Raw genomic sequence first — 18,829 nt, forward strand, 5'->3', positions numbered from 1 at the left:
ACGGCTTTTTCTTATTCCTGGCCGGATGCAGGGAGGCGAGACCCGATAATCAGATGATGCCTGAAAATTACCGTTATTCGCTACCGCCCAAAGCGGGTGAGCAGCGCCTGCTGGGCCAGTTAACCGGCGCGGCCTGCGCCGTCGAATGTGCAGAGATCGTTGAACGTCACGCGGGGCTGGTGGTGCTTATCGCGCCTGATATGCAAAATGCCCTGCGCTTACGCGATGAAATTCAGCAATTTACCGAACAGCATGTCACCACGCTGCCTGACTGGGAAACGCTGCCCTACGATAGTTTCTCGCCGCATCAGGAAATTATTTCGACCCGCCTTTCCACGCTCTATCAATTGCCCAACATGACGCGCGGCGTTCTGATTCTGCCAGTCAACACGCTGATGCAGCGCGTTTGCCCGCACAGTTTCCTGCACGGCCACGCACTGGTATTGAAAAAAGGCCAGCGCCTCTCGCGGGATAAGTTGCGATCGCAGTTGGAACAGGCGGGCTATCGCAGCGTCGATCAGGTCATGGAACACGGTGAATATGCGACGCGCGGCGCGCTGTTGGATCTGTTCCCGATGGGAAGCGAAGAGCCTTATCGTATCGATTTCTTTGACGATGAGATCGACAGCCTGCGTCTGTTCGATGTCGATACGCAGCGCACGCTGAATGAAGTACCGCACATTAATCTGCTGCCCGCACACGAGTTCCCTACCGATAAAACCGCCATCGAACTTTTCCGCAGCCAGTGGCGCGAGCAGTTCGAGGTACGGCGGGATGCCGAACATCTTTATCAACAGGTCAGTAAAGGCGTCTGGCCCGCGGGGATCGAATACTGGCAACCGTTATTCTTTAGTGAACCGCTGCCATCGCTATTCAGCTATTTCCCGGCCAACACGCTGATCGTGAATACCGGCAACATCGAACAGAGCGCCGAGCGCTTCTGGCTGGATATCCAGCAACGCTTTGAAAGCCGCCGTGTCGATCCCATGCGCCCGCTGTTGCCATCAGATTCGCTGTGGCTGCGCGTCGACAGCCTGTTCGCCGAGTTGAAAGCATGGCCGCGCGTGCAGTTGAGAACCGACACGCTGCCGGAAAAAGCCGCCAACGTGAATCTGGCCTATCTGCCACTGCCGGATCTGGCGATTCAGCATCAGCAAAAATCACCGCTGGATACGCTACGCCGCTTCATCGAACAGTTCGAAGGCCAGATCATTTTCTCCGTCGAGAGCGAAGGCCGCCGTGAAACGCTACAAGAGTTGCTGGCGCGCATCAAACTGAACCCGACGCCCATCAGTACGCTGGAACAGGCCCAGGGGCGTGGCACTTACCTGCTCATCGGCGCCAGCGAACACGGCTTTATTGATACATTGCGCCAGCGCGCGTTGATCTGTGAAAGCGATCTGCTGGGTGAGCGCGTCAGCCGCCGTCGTCAGGATAATCGCCGCACGATTAACACCGATACGCTGATCCGCAATCTGGCGGAACTGCGACCGGGGCAGCCCGTCGTCCATCTCGAACACGGCGTGGGTCGCTATGCCGGGCTGACCACGTTGGAAGCCGGTGGCATCAAGGCCGAATACCTGATTCTGACCTATGCGGGTGAAGATAAGCTGTATGTTCCCGTTTCCTCACTGCATTTAATCAGCCGCTATGCGGGCGGTGCCGATGAGAATGCGCCGCTGCATAAATTGGGGGGCGATGCCTGGTCACGCGCACGGCAAAAAGCGGCGGAGAAGGTACGTGATGTCGCCGTCGAACTGTTGGATATTTATGCCCAACGCGCGGCGAAAAGCGGCTTTGCGTTTAAGCATGATAAAACGCAGTACCAGCTTTTCTGTGAAAGTTTCCCTTTTGAAACCACGCCCGATCAGGCGCAGGCCATCAACGCCGTGCTGAGCGACATGTGCCAACCGCTGGCGATGGATCGTCTGGTATGCGGCGATGTCGGTTTTGGTAAAACGGAAGTCGCGATGCGCGCCGCGTTTCTGGCGGTGGAGAACCATAAGCAGGTCGCCGTGCTAGTGCCAACGACGCTGCTGGCCCAGCAGCATTTTGATAACTTCCGCGATCGTTTTGCCAACTGGCCGGTGAAAATTGAAATGATCTCCCGGTTCCGCAGTGCGCGTGAGCAAACTCAGGTACTGGAAGAAACCCAGCAAGGTAAAGTCGATATTCTGATCGGCACCCATAAACTGTTACAGAGTGACGTGCACTGGCGCGACTTAGGGCTGCTCATTGTGGATGAAGAGCACCGCTTCGGCGTGCGTCATAAAGAGCGCATCAAAGCGATGCGAGCCGATGTCGATATCCTGACGCTGACCGCCACACCGATCCCGCGTACGCTCAACATGGCGATGAGCGGCATGCGCGATCTGTCGATCATCGCAACCCCTCCGGCTCGTCGTTTAGCGGTAAAAACGTTCGTGCGTGAATATGACAATCTGGTGGTACGTGAAGCCATTCTGCGTGAAACGCTACGTGGTGGACAAGTGTACTACCTCTATAACGACGTTGAAAATATCGAAAAAACGGCCCAACGGTTGGCTGAACTGGTGCCGGAAGCACGCATCGCTATCGGCCACGGTCAGATGCGCGAACGTGAATTAGAGCGCGTGATGAACGATTTCCACCACCAGCGTTTTAATGTGCTGGTGTGTACCACCATCATCGAAACCGGGATCGATATCCCAAGCGCTAACACCATTATTATCGAACGTGCCGACCACTTCGGTCTGGCGCAGTTGCATCAGTTGCGCGGTCGCGTCGGGCGTTCTCACCATCAGGCTTATGCGTACCTGCTGACGCCGAACCCCAAAGCGATGAGCACCGATGCGCAGAAGCGTCTGGAAGCGATCGCTTCACTGGAAGACCTCGGCGCGGGTTTTGCGCTGGCCACGCACGATTTGGAAATCCGTGGTGCAGGCGAACTGCTCGGTGACGATCAGAGCGGGCAGATGACCAGCGTCGGTTTCTCGCTGTATATGGAACTGCTGGAGAGCGCTGTCGATGCCTTAAAAGCGGGCCGGGAGCCATCACTGGAGGATTTGATCAACAGCCAGACCGATGTCGAGCTGCGTTTGCCTGCCCTGCTGCCCGACGATTTCATTCCCGACGTCAATACGCGCCTGTCGCTGTACAAACGTATTGCCAGCGCGAAAACCGCCGACGAACTGGATGAGCTGAAAGTCGAACTGATCGATCGCTTCGGCCTCCTTCCCGATTCCAGCCGCTATCTGTTGCAGATTGCCGCGTTGCGCCAGCAGGCACAGGCGTTGGGTATTCGCCGGATTGAAGGCAATGAGAAAGGTGGATTTATCGAATTCAGTGAGCAAAATCGCGTCGATCCGTCCCATCTTATCGGTCTGTTACAGCGCGATCCGGGCACCTACCGCCTTGATGGCCCAACCCGCCTGAAATTTATGAAGGATTTGAGCGATCGTCCAAAACGCATTGAATTCATCGGTTCGCTGCTGGAGAACATGGCGCAGCATACGCTGGCGGCGTAATTCGCGTTCACACTAAAACGGGAACCTTCGGGTTCCCGTTATTTTATGAATTCATATCGACATTCATCAACATTGTGAATTAGAAATCAAGAATACCTCTTCGCACCTGTAACAACTCGGTGGCTCTTTCGCGAACCATGCGCACCTTCATGTCGTAGGTTAACACTTGCCAAGTTCCTTCTACTTTCTCATCTTTCTTTTGCCTGCCCATCGCTTCGAATTCCCAATATGTATTCTCCGCTGCTTCGATATAAGCATCACGGTATTGAATCCAGGCGTCTTGTGATTTTTTCAGCGAGTCTTTAACCGTTTGCGACTTATCCCGCATCAGCGATTGGTACTGCTGATTCATGATTCCCTCCCATCCCCGATAAGCAGTCTCAAAACAGGCTTTACTCTCGGCAATCGTTTGGGCAGACGCCGTGCAAACAATAAGTCGATCATCAGGGGATTCGCTGGAATTATTCGCTCCGTGAGCCGAAGACACCATGACCAGCAGTGTTACAAGTATTGCTTTTTTCATTTTATTCACCGTTCCTTCTTCGTGTTTTTTCCATTATTAACTTCTATATCAACGTATTATCATCAACCAATACATCCGCCTTTACAAGCACTGCCGTAACGCAGTAAAGTCGCCCCCTTTTTTATCTCTCGCCATCTCTGGCGGCTTCTCTTTCCTGGCATGGAGTCTCACTATGTTTATCGGTTTTGACTACGGCACGGCGAATTGTTCCGTGGCAGTGATGGATTCAGGCGCGCCACGGCTCCTGTCGCTGGAAAATGGCTCGCCTTATCTTTCTTCCCTGCTGTGCGCGCCCGTGCGTGAAGCGGTTAGCGAGTGGTTATGGCGGCACCATCAGGTCAATGCTGAGGGTGAGAACGCGTTGCTGCTCAAGCGCGCCATCAGCTACAACCGCGAGGAAGACATTCGCGTGCAAGCTGATAGCGTAAAATTCGGGCGCGAGGCGTTACGCCACTATATGGATGACCCGGAAGAGACATGGTTCGTTAAATCGCCGAAATCCTTCCTCGGGGCTGTCGGCCTAAAAGCGCAGCAGATTGCGCTGTTTGAAGATCTGGTTTGCGCCATGATGCTGCATATCCGCACGCAGGCAGAAAGCCAGCTTGACCAGCCTATCCGTCAGGCCGTGATCGGTCGTCCAATTAACTTCCAGAGTATCGGCGGGGAAGAAGCCAACCAGCAGGCGCAAGGAATTTTAGACCGCGCGGCACACCGCGCCGGATTTGAAGACGTCGTTTTTCAGTTTGAACCCGTCGCCGCCGGGCTGGATTTTGAATCGACATTAACGAAAGAAACACGCGTGTTGGTCGTGGATATCGGCGGCGGCACCACCGACTGTTCCATGCTGTTGATGGGGCCACGGTGGCATAAACAGCAACAACGTGCGCAAAGTCTGTTAGGACACAGCGGTTGCCGCGTTGGCGGTAACGATCTGGACATCATGCTCGCGTTCAAACAGCTTATGCCACTACTTGGCATGAATAGCGAGACGGAAAAAGGTATCGCCCTGCCGATCATGACTTGGTGGAATGCCGTCGCGATTAACGATATTCCGGCACAAAAAGAATTTCATAGCACCGCCAGCCGTACATTCATCAACGAGATGATCCGCGATGCACGCCAGCCTGAATTGGTAAAAAGACTGCTGACCGTGTGGCAGCAGCGCCTGAGCTACCGTCTCATTCAGGTGGCAGAAGAAAGCAAAATAGCGCTTTCCAATCACACGGAAACAACCGCCGATTTACACTTTATCGAATCCGGTCTGGCTACGCGCATTCATGCGGATGAACTGAATAGCGCTATCGATAACCCGCTTACGCGTATTCAACAGCAGGTGACGCTGGCATTAGAGACGAGTCAGACCCGTCCAGACGTGATTTACCTGACTGGCGGTAGCGCACGATCTCCATTGCTGCGTCAGGCTATTCAGCAGTTGCTGCCTGATATTCCTATCGCCAGCGGCAATGATTTTGGCTCTGTTACCGCCGGGCTAGCACGCTGGGCAGAGGTCATCTTTCGCCATTAACTCTGATAAGACAGGCATTCCTCCCTTTTCCTCTGCGATCGCCTCTGGGTATAGAATGAAAAAACCGCGAGCACCTTATTGGGGTGGCTCGCGGTTTTTAGAGGGGGGTGTCAGCGCCAAAACGTAGACGTCAGGGCAAATCAGCTCTGTTGGTTCAGAATTAATTGACCATTTCTATCCACGGGAATTTGTGTGCCCGGATCACGATCCATGCGGATTTTGCCCTGCTGGTCGCCGATTTTATAGGTGACATCGTAGCCTAAAACTTTTTGTGATTTGTCATACACCGTCTGGCAGCGCTGTTGCTGTGACGTGTACGTATCATTTTCCTGCATACCGCTTTGTACACGGTTGCCCGCATAGCCACCGGCCAGTGCACCTGCTACCGTCGCGACGTCTTTACCGCGACCACCGCCAAACTGGTGCCCCAGAACGCCACCGGCCACCGCCCCCAGCACCGATCCGGCAATCTGGTGTTCATCCTGTACCGGACGACGATGCGTAACCGTAACGTTACGACACTCCTGACGAGGTGTTTTGACCGTTTCTTTGATTGGTGTTGCTGTTAGCACCTGTGCAAACTGAGGTTTAGAGGAGAACATATCCATACTCGCCACCGCCGCCACACCCAATGCCGCAGCCACACCAATACCTACACCCGCTAACATTGATTTGTTCACAGGATACCTCCCGAATCTATTCTCACGCATTCCCCATCTGCAATCCTGCCGTAAGATTTGCTTTACGCCAGCTCGCGTTTAACGCGATGAATCCGATGGTTCCTTCTGAATACTCGCATTCAGAATTTTCGGCGTGCGTGCTACGCCATCTGTAAACAGTGGAAAGTCTGCACAATGTTTCATACTCTCGCAATAAGACTAATTAACCAAAAGTGTCAGATTCGTAACATAAAACCGTCATTTGGGAATTATCTTAACTGCAATTGGTAATAGGACGATATTTTCTACTGTTATATCAGTGGAGTAAGCCGAGAAAGAGAATCGCGTTACGCCCAGGTTGCTGAACGTGTGAGCGGTGGGTGGAAAGAGGAAGCTATCGCGCAAGGATCAATAGCCGATGACAAAAAAGAAGACGAGCGTGAAATCGCGTTCACGCCCGTAGCAGAAAGATGTCAGCTATCAGGAATTAATGCAGCTTCAGACGCGGGCGAATCACCCGGTTGATCCCACCCACCAGCATCATCAGGCCGGTTTTCACATAGCCATGCAGGGCAACCTGGTGCATGCGATAGAGAGAGATATAAACGAAACGTGCAATCCGTCCTTCTACCATCACCGAACCCCGCATCAGGTTCCCCATCAGGCTGCCAACCGTACTGAATTTAGACAGCGAAACCAGCGAACCGTGATCTTTGTAGACGTAAGGTTTCAGCGTTTGTCCGTTCAGCAACGCGATGATATTGCTGTGGCAACGTGATGCCATCTGGTGAGCCGCTTGCGCGCGCGGTGGCACGAAACCGCCACCTTCCTGCGGGCAGGAAGCACAATCGCCGATGGCGAAAATATTGGGATCGCGCGTCGTCTGCAACGTTGGCTCAACCACCAGTTGGTTAATGCGGTTGGTTTCCAGACCCGCAATCTCTTTCATCGCATCTGGTGCTTTGATTCCAGCAGCCCAAACCATCAGGTCGGCCTCAATAAATTCACCATCTTTGGTATTCAGGCCACCGCTTTCTGCACTGGTTACCATGGTTTTCGTCAGTACACGAACGCCGATATTAGTCAGCTCCTGATGCGCTGCCGCGGAAATGCGTGGCGGCAGTGCAGGTAGAATGCGTTCACCCGCTTCCACCAGCGTCACATTCAGCGTTTGGTTATCTAACCCGTCAAAACCGTAGCTGTGCAACTGTTTTACCGCGTTATGCAATTCAGCAGACAGCTCAACACCCGTCGCCCCGCCGCCCACAATCGCAATATTCACCCGCTCTTTTTCGTTCTGATTTGCTGTGAATTTCAGGAACAAATTCAGCATTTCATTGTGGAAACGGCGAGCCTGTTTCGGGTTATCCAGGAAAATACAGTGATCTTTCACGCCCGGTGTGCCGAAATCATTCGAGGCACTGCCTAATGCCACCACCAAAATGTCATACGGGATACGGCGCGCCGCAACCAGAACGTCGCCCTGATCGTCACACACTTCAGCGAGTTGAATGTGCTGCTGCTCGCGATCGATGTCCGTCAGCATGCCCAGTTGGAACTGGAAATAGTGATTGCGGGCGTGTGCCAGATAGCTCAGCGCATCCATATCGTCGTCCAGCGAACCGGTCGCCACTTCATGCAGCAACGGTTTCCACAGGTGGCTATGGTTACGATCCACCAGCGTAATCTCTGCTTTTTTCTTGCGTCCAAGTTTGTGACCCAAACTTGTTGCCAGCTCAAGCCCACCAGCGCCGCCGCCGACAATGACAATTTTTTTGGTTGGTGATGTCAAAATGACCCCCTGAAATGTGAACCAATAGTTAATAAAGAGTAAAAAATAATATCCTTATATAACATAGGGTTCGCGTAAGTTAAGCCTGATATCTGCTGCAAGAATAGCACGCTAGGTTATTTGGTCATACCAAAATTGATATATATCAATTTATTTTGTCGTGGCAATTTTTTACGAGAAAATTCCATTTTTATTTCAATGAATTAGCAGAACGCAGTATGAAGGGAAAAGGCTGAAGTGGGTGCTTATGCAGCGCTAAACTCACTAAGAGGCGTCAATAGATCCTGTCATTCCTCCTGATCCCCCCATCAGGACATCAGAAGGAATAGCAACACTGGGTAACCGAGCAGCGTGAATACAAACTCAGCCCAGCGCTTTGAAGGTTTTTATCCGCTGTAGATGGGGAGAAATACTTTTGAATTTATGCGTCTGAATATCGTCCCAGACGATCTCGTAATACGCTTCCAGCATCTGCGCGCTGCGCTGACTGTCGAGCATTTCATCGTGACGGGAAAGCATCACCATACAGCGATCGCGGTTCTTTTCACGAAAATTCGCCACGCACTTCGTGGCGATATCCAGATACTCTTCCGGGCGATCGATTTTCCCACCCATATTTTCCTGCGGGAAAAGGTTAGGATTGACGATGACTTGTCGTATGTCACACAGGAAACCGACCCGTTCAGCCCAGAAACCGCCCAACCCCACGCCACAAATCAGTGGGCGATCGTCGTCAGAATGCTGAATCATCTTGTCCACCTGCTTGAGCAAATGTTGCATATCATGACGCGGATGCAACGTGCTGTAGCTAATCAGCCGAACGTCTTCATCAATAAACTGAAGCTGTAGAACCTTTTCATGGTTACCGGGGCTGGTCGAGTCAAAACCGTGCAAATAGATAATCATCTTTTATCCTCACCACTGGCTGGGTTACCTATTTCTCGCCATTTTTATGCGCCTGCCAACGCTCGCTGAGTGACGTAAGCGCCTGATTTGCCTGCTTCCAGCGTGGCGAATCCAGCAGTTCCCGACGAGAAAACGAACCCTGATGATATAGGCGTGTGAGCTGCTCCGCGTTGACCGGGGACAGGTTATCCAGCACGCTGACCGCCCCTTCACGATGATTGCAAACCAGAATCATGTCACATCCTGCCTGCAACGCCGCCTGCGCCCGTTCAGAATAACTGCCCATCACGGCGGCCCCCTCCATTGAAAGATCGTCGGAGAAAATGATGCCACCAAAGCCCAACTCTTCACGCAGCACCGTTTTGAGCCAGTAAGGCGAGCCGCTGGCTGGGCGTGGATCGGCCTCCGTATAAATCACATGGGCAGGCATGATCGCATCCAACTGCTGACGCTGGATCAGTTCTTTAAAAATCAGCATATCGCGTGCGCGAATCTCCGCAAGCGGGCGCGGATCGCGCGGCGTTTCTTTGTGTGAATCCGCACTGACCGCGCCGTGACCGGGGAAGTGCTTACCTGTTACCTTCATGCCCGCGCTGTGCATGCCGCGAATAAAGCTCTGTGCTACCGCCAGCGCCGTCTCGGGCTGTTCGTGGAACGACCGTTCGCCAATCGCCGCACTCTGATGACCAATATCCAGCACCGGGGCAAAGCTGATATCGATATCCATCGCGATCATTTCTGCCGCCATGAGCCAGCCGCCCTCTTCCGCCAGACGTTGGGCTTCCGTCACGCTATTTAATGCCGCAAATGCCTGCGCCGCAGGCAGCCGCGTAAATCCGTCACGAAAACGCTGCACCCGTCCCCCTTCCTGATCGACAGAAATAACCAGACGCTCGCGCGATGCTGCACGGATTTGGCGCACCAGTTCACGCAACTGCGCCGCATCATGAAAATTACGGGTGAACAGAATAACGCCGCCAACCAGCGGATGTTCCAGCACTTCACGATCTTCTGCATCCAGCTCATAGCTGGCGACATCTAACATTACCGGACCCACAAAAACCTCATTCTTTAGATATGACTGCTTAGTAAAATAGCACTACCGCAAAAATTACGGTTTCAGCCCTGCTGTAACCGATGGCATCGTTGTAGCCGATGATAAAGCGCGGGAATGTCTGCTAAAAACTCGGGATTCTTCGTTTGCTGCCAGCGGATCTCAAACCACATCAATACCAGATAATCAACCCAAGGGAACCACTGCATGATCTGTTGCTGGAGGCGGCTCACGGAAAACCCTCGCCGATGTCGCTGGTAGCTTTGTAGAAAATACGTTTGCGCCTGACTTTCCATCTGGCTGGCTCGCACGATGAACGCCAGTTCGAAGGCAATATCGCCATCTGAGGCGTATTCCCAGTCAATCAGCATCGTTCCTTGCGGTGTAATCAGCAGATTTTCAGCATGTACATCCAGATGGAGAGGCGCCAGCGCCAAAGGCGTGGGCAATGCCGCACGCTGAAAATAGTGGTGGGCGCGTAGTAGCGCTGGCGAACGGCGGCACGGATCCATCAACTGCCAGTGTTGAGCAAATAGCGTTTTAAGATCGAGAGGATGACCGCTGCACGGCTGGCGATGAAGCTGGGACAATACCCGTGCCACTTCGCCATTAGCCAGCATCATCAGAAACTCATCAGGCGTAGCAATGCGTCCCGGTGCCCACTCGACAATTAGCCAGCCATCACGCCATAGCAATGGCTGTGGCGCAAGCTCTATCGCTGACATCTGTCGCAACAGAGCGAATTCTCGCTGGCGATCGACACCCATCTTCCGCTCGGTTGGCGACTGGCGGCGCGCCAGCCATTCAATACCCGGCCCACGGATCCGCCAGCTTTTACTGCTGAGTCCCTCCACCAGTTCAAAGCGAATATCCCCCATTTCCACCGTCGGGAAATATTTCTGGATTGTCGCCGTCAGCCGTTGCGGGATACCTGCCTGGTTAATGCTGAACGCTGCCATTGCCTGACCACACAATTTCACCGGTCTGCACCAGCATCAGTTGCATGTCGATCTGCGGTGATTTCACATCACCACTAACGTCGCTATACAGCACATACTGCGCACTGACATAACGTGCCAGACCAATCGCCTTACTGCGCGATCCTAAGCTGTCATCAACGGAAAGCCCCAGCGTTTGTTTCGCGGCGGCCAGTTGCTCACGCGGCACCAGCGTAAACGCTTTGCCGGAAGATAATGCGCCGTACAACGCCGTTGTCGCTTTTGCGATCGGCAGTGATCCGTTGGTGTTGTTTTTCACGCTATCCACCAGCAGTATGCTGCCTGGCGTGACGCCATCGGCTTTCAACATCCGCGCCACCAGCGGATTAATGCTGGCTTCCCAGTTCAGTGTCTGGATTTTAGGCGGTTGCGGTACAGATTCCCCCGGCGGCGACGTTGGCGTAGTCGGCACTTGAGGCTCAACCGGCTCAATCGTCGCCGGTGGTTCAGTCGGTTCCGGTGGACGGCTGGGACATCCTGTCAGCACCAGCGTCGCGAGTATCACCCCTAGATACTTTTTCATATAGTCTCTCTCTGCACACCATTATAAAAATAGATGAAGACGAACCTGACGCGCATTGGGACTGCTGCGCGTTGAATAAACCGTCATTTCCGTCTGTGGCGGGATCGCAAGGGATTGCACCTCTTCAAAAGGCAATATGTCCAGTCCATTCTCATCATACCAATAGAAACGATAATGTACCGTCACCGCCTGTAAGGCATCATTACTGACGACAGAAGAGGCGCGTAGCGTGCCATCTTCTGAATCCAGCGACGGTTTCCCCGCCGTAATCCCCGCCGACAGTACGGGGGCATCCAATACCAGCGTTTGCCGTTCATTGATGGTCAACACCTGTGGCGCACTACAGCCTGCCAACAGCCCAACCATCAGACCCGCAGACAGAAAAAGCATCGGGTTACGCATGATTTTCTCGCATGATGGTTTTCTCGCACAATGATCCAACCATGACCATAGCCCTAGTTAGCCAGCAAAGGCCCGAGTGCGCGGCCACCAAGCAGATGCATATGGATGTGATAAACCTCCTGTCCACCGTGCCGGTTGCAGTTAATGATCAGACGATAGCCGTCCTCTGCAATCCCTTCCTGCTGCGCAATCTTACCCGCTACCGTCACCATACGTCCCAGCGCCGCTTCATGCTCTGGCGCCGTGTCGTTAACGGTAGGAATCAAGACATTCGGAATAATCAGGATATGGGTTGGCGTACGGGGCGCGATGTCGCGAAAAGCGGTAACCAGTTCATCCTGATAGACGATATCGGCAGGAATTTCCCGGCGAATGATTTTACTAAAAATGGTTTCTTCAGCCATGATCGATTTCCTTGTTAAAGCTGGCGTTAAACGATGTCGTGTAGGCAGTATGAGTGACACATTCCATTTCTTTCAACCTTCTTCGTGTATTTCTAGTGCGGGTGGTCAAAATACGACACGCAGAAAAAATCTAAAATATACCCGCTCTCTCCCGAAAACAGCCTGCTCGCGCCCTGACGATCAAAGTCACCGCTCAGCGCCAGCGGTATTGACCCACCATAGAAAAGAAAAAGGGGCTTTCGCCCCTTTGAAACTCCCCAACAACACATCAGTGGTTACGGATGTAGTCGTCCATATCGGTTTTCAGGTTATCAGATTTCGTACCGAAAATGGCCTGAACGCCGGAACCTGCTACAACCACACCGGCTGCGCCCAGTTTTTTCAGGCCAGCCTGATCCACTTTCGCCACATCGCCTACGCTAACACGCAGACGGGTGATGCAGGCATCCAGATTGGTGATGTTTTCTTTACCACCAAACGCGCTAACCAGAGCGGCAGCCATTTCGGTGCTGTCCTGTGCGTTTTGCTCAGACGAGCTATCTTCACGTCCGGGCGTTTTCAGGTTCAGTTTGGCAATCAGAACGCGGAAGAGGGTGTAGTAAATCAGCGCATAGCACAGACCTACAATCGGGAACAGCCACAGGTTGCTTCCATTGCCGCTCAACACCACAAAGTCAATCAGACCGTGTGAGAAGCTTGTACCATCACGCATCCCCAACAGGATACAAATTGGGAACGCCAGACCTGCCAGAATCGCATGGATCACATACAGGATCGGCGCAACAAACATGAAGGAGAACTCAATCGGCTCAGTGATACCCGTCAGGAACGAGGTCAGCGCCGCAGAGATCATGATACCGCCAACCTTCGCGCGGTTTTCTGGTTTAGCCGAATGCCAGATAGCAATAGCCGCGGCTGGCAGACCGTACATTTTGAACAGGAAGCCGCCGGACAATTTCCCCGCAGTCGGGTCACCGGCAATATAACGCGGGATATCACCGTGGAAAACCTGGCCCGCCGCATTAGTGAACTCACCCACTTGCATTTGGAAAGGCACGTTCCAGATATGGTGCAGACCGAACGGCACCAAAGAACGTTCAACGATCCCATAAATACCGAATGCCAACATCGGGTTCTCATTCGCCGCCCAATGTGAAAACGTTTGGATCGCACTACCGACCGGTGGCCATATGAAAGACAGCACCGCACCTGTCGCGATCGCCGTCAAGCCGGAAATGATCGGCACGAAGCGTTTACCGGCAAAGAAGCCCAGATACTCAGGCAGTTGGATTCGATAGAAACGGTTGAACATATACGCGGCAATCGCACCAGCGATGATCCCGCCCAGAACACCGGTATCCGCCAGGTGCTTCGCCGTAATTTCGGCAGCCGGCAGATTAAGCACCAGTGGCGCAATCGCGGCCATGGTTTTTACCATGATGCCATAAGCCACCACCGCCGCCAGTGCGGAAACACCGTCGTTATTAGTGAAGCCCAGGGCAACACCAATAGCAAAAATCAGCGGCATGTTGGCAAACACCGAGTCACCGGCCTGTGCCATGACGCTGGAGACAATTTCAGGCAACCAGCTAAAATTGGCCGAACCGACACCCAGCAGAATACCTGCAATAGGGAGTACGGATACGGGCAGCATTAGCGACTTACCTACTTTTTGCAGGTTTGCGAATGCATTCTTGAACATAATTGAGTGTGCTCCTGAGTAATAGTGCTTTTACTTCTGATACTTCATATAAGCAAAGGCGGGGAGGATGGCCTTTGCGAGTTGGGGTGTCTTAGCCCCCTTAATTTTTACGCAGAGTAAAATAAATAGCGTTCACAATGTTTGATTGCTATCACGTTTCCACACGCCAATAGGCTGAGATCGAACGAACATTGCACTTTTTTGCGATATCTCGCTAAAAAACACCTCCCCCTGAAGAAGAAAAACCTGTTCAAGGGGATTATGCAGCGCTATTAATTACACAGATAAAAAAAACTCGGCTATTCTCAGCCACTATTGCGCAGCGGTCAACCGAGTCGGATCGATGTGAAACAGACGGGAGAAATTTTTTGTCGTGGCAGCCGCAAGAGCTTCCAGCGATGTTCCTTTCAGCACAGCAAGATACTCCGCGACATCACGCACATACGCCGGCTGGTTTTCCTGACCTCGGAACGGGACGGGCGCTAACCAGGGTGAGTCCGTTTCAATCAGCATCCGATCCAGTGGCACGTAACGTGCAACGTCTCGCAATTCTTCTGCGTTACGGAATGTCACAATCCCAGAAAACGAGATGTAGAACCCCATATCCAGCAGGGCCTTTGCCGTAACCAAATCTTCCGTAAAGCAGTGCAGAACGCCGCTGCATTTCTCCGCCTGTTCCTCACGCAGAATCGCCAGCGTATCTTCACGAGCGGCGCGCGTATGCACGATGACCGGTTTGTTCAGATCATTGCCAATACGAATATGTTCGCGAAATGACGCCTGCTGCTGGGCTTTCGTCTCCTGCTGATAGAAATAGTCCAACCCCGTTTCCCCCATCGCCACCACATGATTCGCGCTGGCTAACTCACGCAGTTCGGCATAATCATAGGGAGCGTCCTGATTAAGCGGATGTACGCCGCAGGAAAAGGCCACATTATCGCGTTCGCCAATTAACTCCAGCATGGCACGATAGCCAGGCAGCGTCGTCGCCACCGCCAACAGAAAGCCAACATCGCGACGTTTCGCTTTCTCCAGCACATCGGAGACATCTTTATGCAATGACTGATAATCCAGACCGTCAAGGTGACAGTGGGAATCCACTAACAACATGATATTTACTCGATAGTAATTAAACAGAAAAAGGATGGCTGTCGCGCTTCACCAATGAAGCCAACGTACGTTCCCCATCCAGCAGGCGTTCCGTCAGCAATAGCTCACGATTGACCCCCGTGACGGTCAGCAATTTTTGCCGGCAGGCCAGCCACTGTTGCAGCTCATACTGCAAATGCGCGGCAGGCTCATGCGCCAGACGCTCGACCAGTTCGCTCTGATCCTGATTCACCACCTGCGCACTGGCACCCTGCTGCGCTTTCAGGGCATCCAGCAGTAGCGCGGCCAGCCAGTGAATACGCACATCGGCATCATCATGATTCAGTTGCGGTATCAACGAGAGCAGATCCCGTGAAGTCAGCGCGGCAGAAAATGCCTGGCACAGCCCGTCACGCTGTTTCCAACGTTCTGGCTGTAATAACACCTCCGCCGCCAGCGGCGCACCCGATTGCAATCTCAATGCCGTGCGCAAGGCCTTGCTGTCATGGCGATGACGCGCATTCAGCCACAGCACGCTCTGTGTCTCGTTCGGGACATCCAGATAGTGATACAGACAACGGCTGCGTAGCGTTGCCAGCAGTCGGGCGGGTTCACGGCAGCCAAATAAAAAGAAAGTATTCTGTGGCGGCTCTTCCAGCGTTTTCAACAACGCATTCGCGGCGGCCTCGGTCAGTTGCTCTGCGGCAGCCAGCCAGATCACTTTTGCTCCACCTTGTCGGGAATGTTGATACACGTTTTCCACGACGCCACGTACCGGATCGACACCCAGGCTATGTTTGCCTTTTTCCGGGCTTAGCACATGCCAATCAGGGTGCGTTCCCGCGGTCATCAAATTGCAAGAGTGGCAGTGACCGCAGCTTTTCATCCCCTCTGGCTGCTGGCAAATCAACCAGCGGCTCAACGCATACATCAGCGATTCATCGCCCATACCCGGCAGCGCATGCAGCAACACGGCATGATGTCCTCTGCCTGCCTGATATTGAGCGATAAGCTGCCGATAAGATACATTCAGCCACGGATACCATTCCATCAGCACTGCTCCTGCGCGACAGGCGGCAAGCCTTGTTGCTGCAACCACTGCTGTAGCACCACCTGAATATCCGCACTGACGGCCTCAATGGATTGCGAGGCATCGATCGTCAGAATACGGTCATCCTCCGCTGCCAGTTCCTGATAGCGGGAACGCGTACGTTCAAAGAAAGCCAGCGACTCCTGCTCAATCCGATCCAGTTCACCCCGCTGACGCGCACGCTGCAAACCGAGAGCCGGCGGTAAATCAAGATAGAGCGTCAGATCAGGACGAAAATCGCCCAATACGGTATCACGCAGTGAACGCAGCAACTGCTGATCGATCCTACGTCCACCGCCCTGATAGGCCTGTGAAGAGAGATCGTGACGATCGCCGATCACCCATTGCCCATTAGCCAGCGCAGGTTTAATAACATTGTCCACCAGTTGTACTCTGGCGGCATACAGCATCAGGACTTCCGCTTTGTCGGTAACCTTCTCATCCGTCATTCCCTGCTTGATAAGCTCGCGTAACTTCTCCGCCAGTGGCGTACCACCCGGTTCTCGCGTGAATACCACCTCTTTCACGCCATGCGATCGCAGCGTTTCCACCACAATATTGCGTGCGGTGGTCTTTCCCGCGCCTTCCAACCCTTCAATGACGATAAATTTACTGTCCATCCCGTTCCTTTAACGCTGAGCGGTATACCCTCACAGCGCGATTATGGTCTTCAAGGTTAGTGGTAAAACTGTGCCCACCTTTTCCATCCGCCACAAAATACAGGTATGACGTTTTGGCTGGGTGCGCAGCCGCATCCAATGAGGCTTTTCCCGGCATCGCGATTGGCGTTGGCGGTAAGCCGGGAATCACATAAGTATTGTAAGGCGTTGGCGTATCTAATGCTTTACGGGTTATCACACCCTTGTAGTCATCCCCCATACCATAGATCACCGTGGGGTCGGTCTGTAGCCGCATACCTAACCGTAAGCGGTTAACAAAAACAGAAGCAACCTGAGTGCGTTCCTCAGCGATCGCCGTTTCTTTTTCAATAATCGACGCCATTGTCAGCAATTCGTCTGGCGTTTTATAGGGCAACCCTTCTTCACGCCCTTTCCATACTTCATCCACCGTTTTTTTCATACGCTGATGTGCACGTTGCAGCAACGTGCTATCGCTCGTCCCCGCCGTGTATGAATAGGTGTCAGGATAAAACCAGCCTTCCGGGTTCGTTTTATCGTTGATTTTCAACTGCGTGGCAATGTCCTGCTCGGTTTTATCGCCCAGTACATGCTTGATATACGGTGCCTGCTGCAATGTGGCAAGCCACTCTTTCAGGCGTGATCCTTCAACAAAACGGATTGAGAATTGGGCTTCCTTTCCGCTGGACAATAACGCCAGCATCTCGCGAACGGTCATTCCCGCCGTAAAACGATATGTCCCTGCTTTGAATTTTGCCAATTCAGGTTCAATACGCAGCAACCACGGAAAAAATGCGCCATCGGTAATAATTTTTTGGTCGAGCAACAGCGTTTCCAGCCCTTCTCTTCCTGTACCGGCCGGAAGCGTGAAAATGGTTTCCTTCTCGATAGCCAATGGAGACCCGGCAAAACGCTGCATTTTCTGCCACGCGACCAGCAGCATCAATACAACCGCAGCGATAATCAGCAAACCAACTTTCTTTTTTTTCATAAATCAACCATCTACTAGCAGTCAGAACTCAGGAATTGATAAAGCTCTCGGGAGTGGTAACGCCAGACATGCGCCTGATTCACGGGGACTATCGGCATCAATGCATTACAAATCAGCACTTCATCCGCATCGGCCAATACGGTAACGGGTTCACTAACGATCCCTAGCTCGAAATCAGAACCCGCCAGCAGGGAGATGATGTGCTGCCGGGCAACGCCATCCACTCCTGACTGGGATAAATCCGGCGTATAAACCCGATGCCCTTTACGCCAAAATAAATTAGCGGCACAGCATTCCACTAGCACACCAGAGGTGTCAAGCACGAGGGTCTCATCGGCTGATGTCTGGTCAAGATGCGCACGAATCAGCACTTGTTCGAGCCGATTGAGATGCTTTATTCCCGCCAACAGCGGATTTTTCGCTAATGCCACAGGGCTTAAATTCAGGCTAATGCCTCGTTCGCGCCAGTCAGCATAGTGCGCAGGATAGCCTGCCTGCATCACGATTCGGGTGGGCTGCATACAACCTTGGGCGCTATAGCCACGCCCGCCGACGCCCCGCGTTAGCATGACTTTCACTACACCGCTCGATCGTCCCTGTGCCGCCTGCTTCATTTCAACGCTCAGGCTTGCCCAGTCAACGCTCGGGAATAACAAACGCATAGCAGCCTGTTGCAGACGCGTGATATGCCGATCAAGCCAGATAACGTCGCCATCACATACTCTGGCCGTTGTAAAACAGCCATCGCCATACTGTGTACCCCGATCGAGTACCGGGAGCTGTTCCTGCAATTGACCATTAACCCACTGCATAATAAAGGCTCCGTATCATTCTTCATCGCTAGCTTGCCAGTAAAACTGCATCACCGACAAGCAGGGGTATCTGATTTTATTCAAAATCGAACAAGCGGTAATGCGGCTTGTTTACGGATCGGCATGGTAGTACATCCACCTCATCACAAGGAATGAATGCAGGCAGCAAAACGGGGATAATAATAAGGGAGTAAGGTATTGAATATAAATTGAAA

17 protein-coding genes are annotated in these 18,829 nt (G+C 52.9%); 2 read left to right on the forward strand and 15 right to left on the reverse strand.

Going from position 1 to position 18,829, the window contains the following annotated elements:
* The first annotated feature begins 53 nt into the window (after positions 1 to 53).
* Positions 54 to 3,506, forward strand: coding sequence for a transcription-repair coupling factor (gene mfd, locus OI69_RS14390; protein WP_200886928.1), 3,453 nt, complete (start codon positions 54 to 56; stop codon positions 3,504 to 3,506).
* Between the two features lie 79 nt (positions 3,507 to 3,585).
* Here the strand turns inward: mfd and OI69_RS14395 are convergent, their stop codons facing one another.
* A complete protein-coding gene (locus OI69_RS14395; RefSeq protein WP_039351785.1) occupies positions 3,586 to 4,029 on the reverse strand; it encodes a lysozyme inhibitor LprI family protein in 444 nt (147 codons plus the stop codon).
* 172 nt (positions 4,030 to 4,201) lie between these two features.
* On the opposite strand from OI69_RS14395, the gene yegD reads away from it, so the two are divergent.
* Positions 4,202 to 5,554: a molecular chaperone gene (gene yegD / locus OI69_RS14400; RefSeq protein ID WP_039351787.1), complete on the forward strand. Its 1,353-nt coding sequence runs from the start codon at positions 4,202 to 4,204 to the stop codon at positions 5,552 to 5,554.
* Positions 5,555 to 5,694: 140 nt separating this feature from the next.
* Here yegD and OI69_RS14405 read toward each other — a convergent pair whose 3' ends face one another.
* From OI69_RS14405 to pabC, 14 genes are all read right to left on the reverse strand, one after another.
* A complete protein-coding gene (locus tag OI69_RS14405; protein WP_039351789.1) occupies positions 5,695 to 6,234 on the reverse strand; it encodes a glycine zipper 2TM domain-containing protein in 540 nt (179 codons plus the stop codon).
* Positions 6,235 to 6,700: 466 nt separating this feature from the next.
* A complete protein-coding gene (locus tag OI69_RS14410) occupies positions 6,701 to 8,005 on the reverse strand; it encodes an NAD(P)/FAD-dependent oxidoreductase (RefSeq protein WP_039351791.1) in 1,305 nt (434 codons plus the stop codon).
* Between the two features lie 363 nt (positions 8,006 to 8,368).
* On the reverse strand, positions 8,369 to 8,911 hold the full coding sequence (gene ycfP, locus OI69_RS14415) for an alpha/beta hydrolase YcfP (protein WP_039351793.1): 543 nt from the start codon (positions 8,909 to 8,911) through the stop codon (positions 8,369 to 8,371).
* A 28-nt stretch (positions 8,912 to 8,939) separates the two neighbouring features.
* A complete protein-coding gene (gene nagZ / locus OI69_RS14420; RefSeq protein WP_072034307.1) occupies positions 8,940 to 9,968 on the reverse strand; it encodes a beta-N-acetylhexosaminidase in 1,029 nt (342 codons plus the stop codon).
* A gap of 62 nt (positions 9,969 to 10,030) precedes the next feature.
* On the reverse strand, positions 10,031 to 10,924 hold the full coding sequence (gene thiK, locus OI69_RS14425) for a thiamine kinase (protein ID WP_039351797.1): 894 nt from the start codon (positions 10,922 to 10,924) through the stop codon (positions 10,031 to 10,033).
* Positions 10,905 to 11,486 (reverse strand): penicillin-binding protein activator LpoB, encoded by a 582-nt coding sequence (gene lpoB / locus OI69_RS14430; RefSeq protein WP_039351799.1) that lies wholly within the window; start codon positions 11,484 to 11,486, stop codon positions 10,905 to 10,907. The genes thiK and lpoB overlap by 20 nt, the downstream gene beginning before the upstream one ends.
* 21 nt (positions 11,487 to 11,507) lie before the next feature.
* Positions 11,508 to 11,888 (reverse strand): YcfL family protein, encoded by a 381-nt coding sequence (locus OI69_RS14435; RefSeq protein ID WP_039351801.1) that lies wholly within the window; start codon positions 11,886 to 11,888, stop codon positions 11,508 to 11,510.
* 53 nt (positions 11,889 to 11,941) lie between these two features.
* The gene (gene hinT, locus OI69_RS14440; RefSeq protein ID WP_010276226.1) at positions 11,942 to 12,292 is read right to left on the reverse strand and encodes a purine nucleoside phosphoramidase; all 351 of its coding nucleotides are present in this window, start codon (positions 12,290 to 12,292) and stop codon (positions 11,942 to 11,944) included.
* A 268-nt stretch (positions 12,293 to 12,560) separates the two neighbouring features.
* Positions 12,561 to 13,994: a PTS glucose transporter subunit IIBC gene (ptsG, locus tag OI69_RS14445; protein ID WP_039351803.1), complete on the reverse strand. Its 1,434-nt coding sequence runs from the start codon at positions 13,992 to 13,994 to the stop codon at positions 12,561 to 12,563.
* A 312-nt stretch (positions 13,995 to 14,306) separates the two neighbouring features.
* Positions 14,307 to 15,104, reverse strand: coding sequence for a metal-dependent hydrolase (locus OI69_RS14450; RefSeq protein WP_039351805.1), 798 nt, complete (start codon positions 15,102 to 15,104; stop codon positions 14,307 to 14,309).
* A gap of 19 nt (positions 15,105 to 15,123) precedes the next feature.
* The gene (gene holB / locus OI69_RS14455; protein WP_039351807.1) at positions 15,124 to 16,134 is read right to left on the reverse strand and encodes a DNA polymerase III subunit delta'; all 1,011 of its coding nucleotides are present in this window, start codon (positions 16,132 to 16,134) and stop codon (positions 15,124 to 15,126) included.
* Positions 16,134 to 16,793, reverse strand: a complete 660-nt coding sequence (gene tmk, locus OI69_RS14460) for a dTMP kinase (protein WP_039351809.1) — start codon at positions 16,791 to 16,793, stop codon at positions 16,134 to 16,136. The genes holB and tmk overlap by 1 nt, the downstream gene beginning before the upstream one ends.
* The gene (mltG, locus tag OI69_RS14465) at positions 16,783 to 17,802 is read right to left on the reverse strand and encodes an endolytic transglycosylase MltG (RefSeq protein ID WP_039351811.1); all 1,020 of its coding nucleotides are present in this window, start codon (positions 17,800 to 17,802) and stop codon (positions 16,783 to 16,785) included. The genes tmk and mltG overlap by 11 nt, the downstream gene beginning before the upstream one ends.
* A 14-nt stretch (positions 17,803 to 17,816) precedes the next feature.
* A complete protein-coding gene (gene pabC, locus OI69_RS14470; RefSeq protein ID WP_039351813.1) occupies positions 17,817 to 18,614 on the reverse strand; it encodes an aminodeoxychorismate lyase in 798 nt (265 codons plus the stop codon).
* Between the last annotated feature and the right edge of the window lie 215 nt (positions 18,615 to 18,829).

It is taken from the genome of Pectobacterium fontis, assembly GCF_000803215.1.
Taxonomy (GTDB): domain Bacteria; phylum Pseudomonadota; class Gammaproteobacteria; order Enterobacterales; family Enterobacteriaceae; genus Pectobacterium; species Pectobacterium fontis.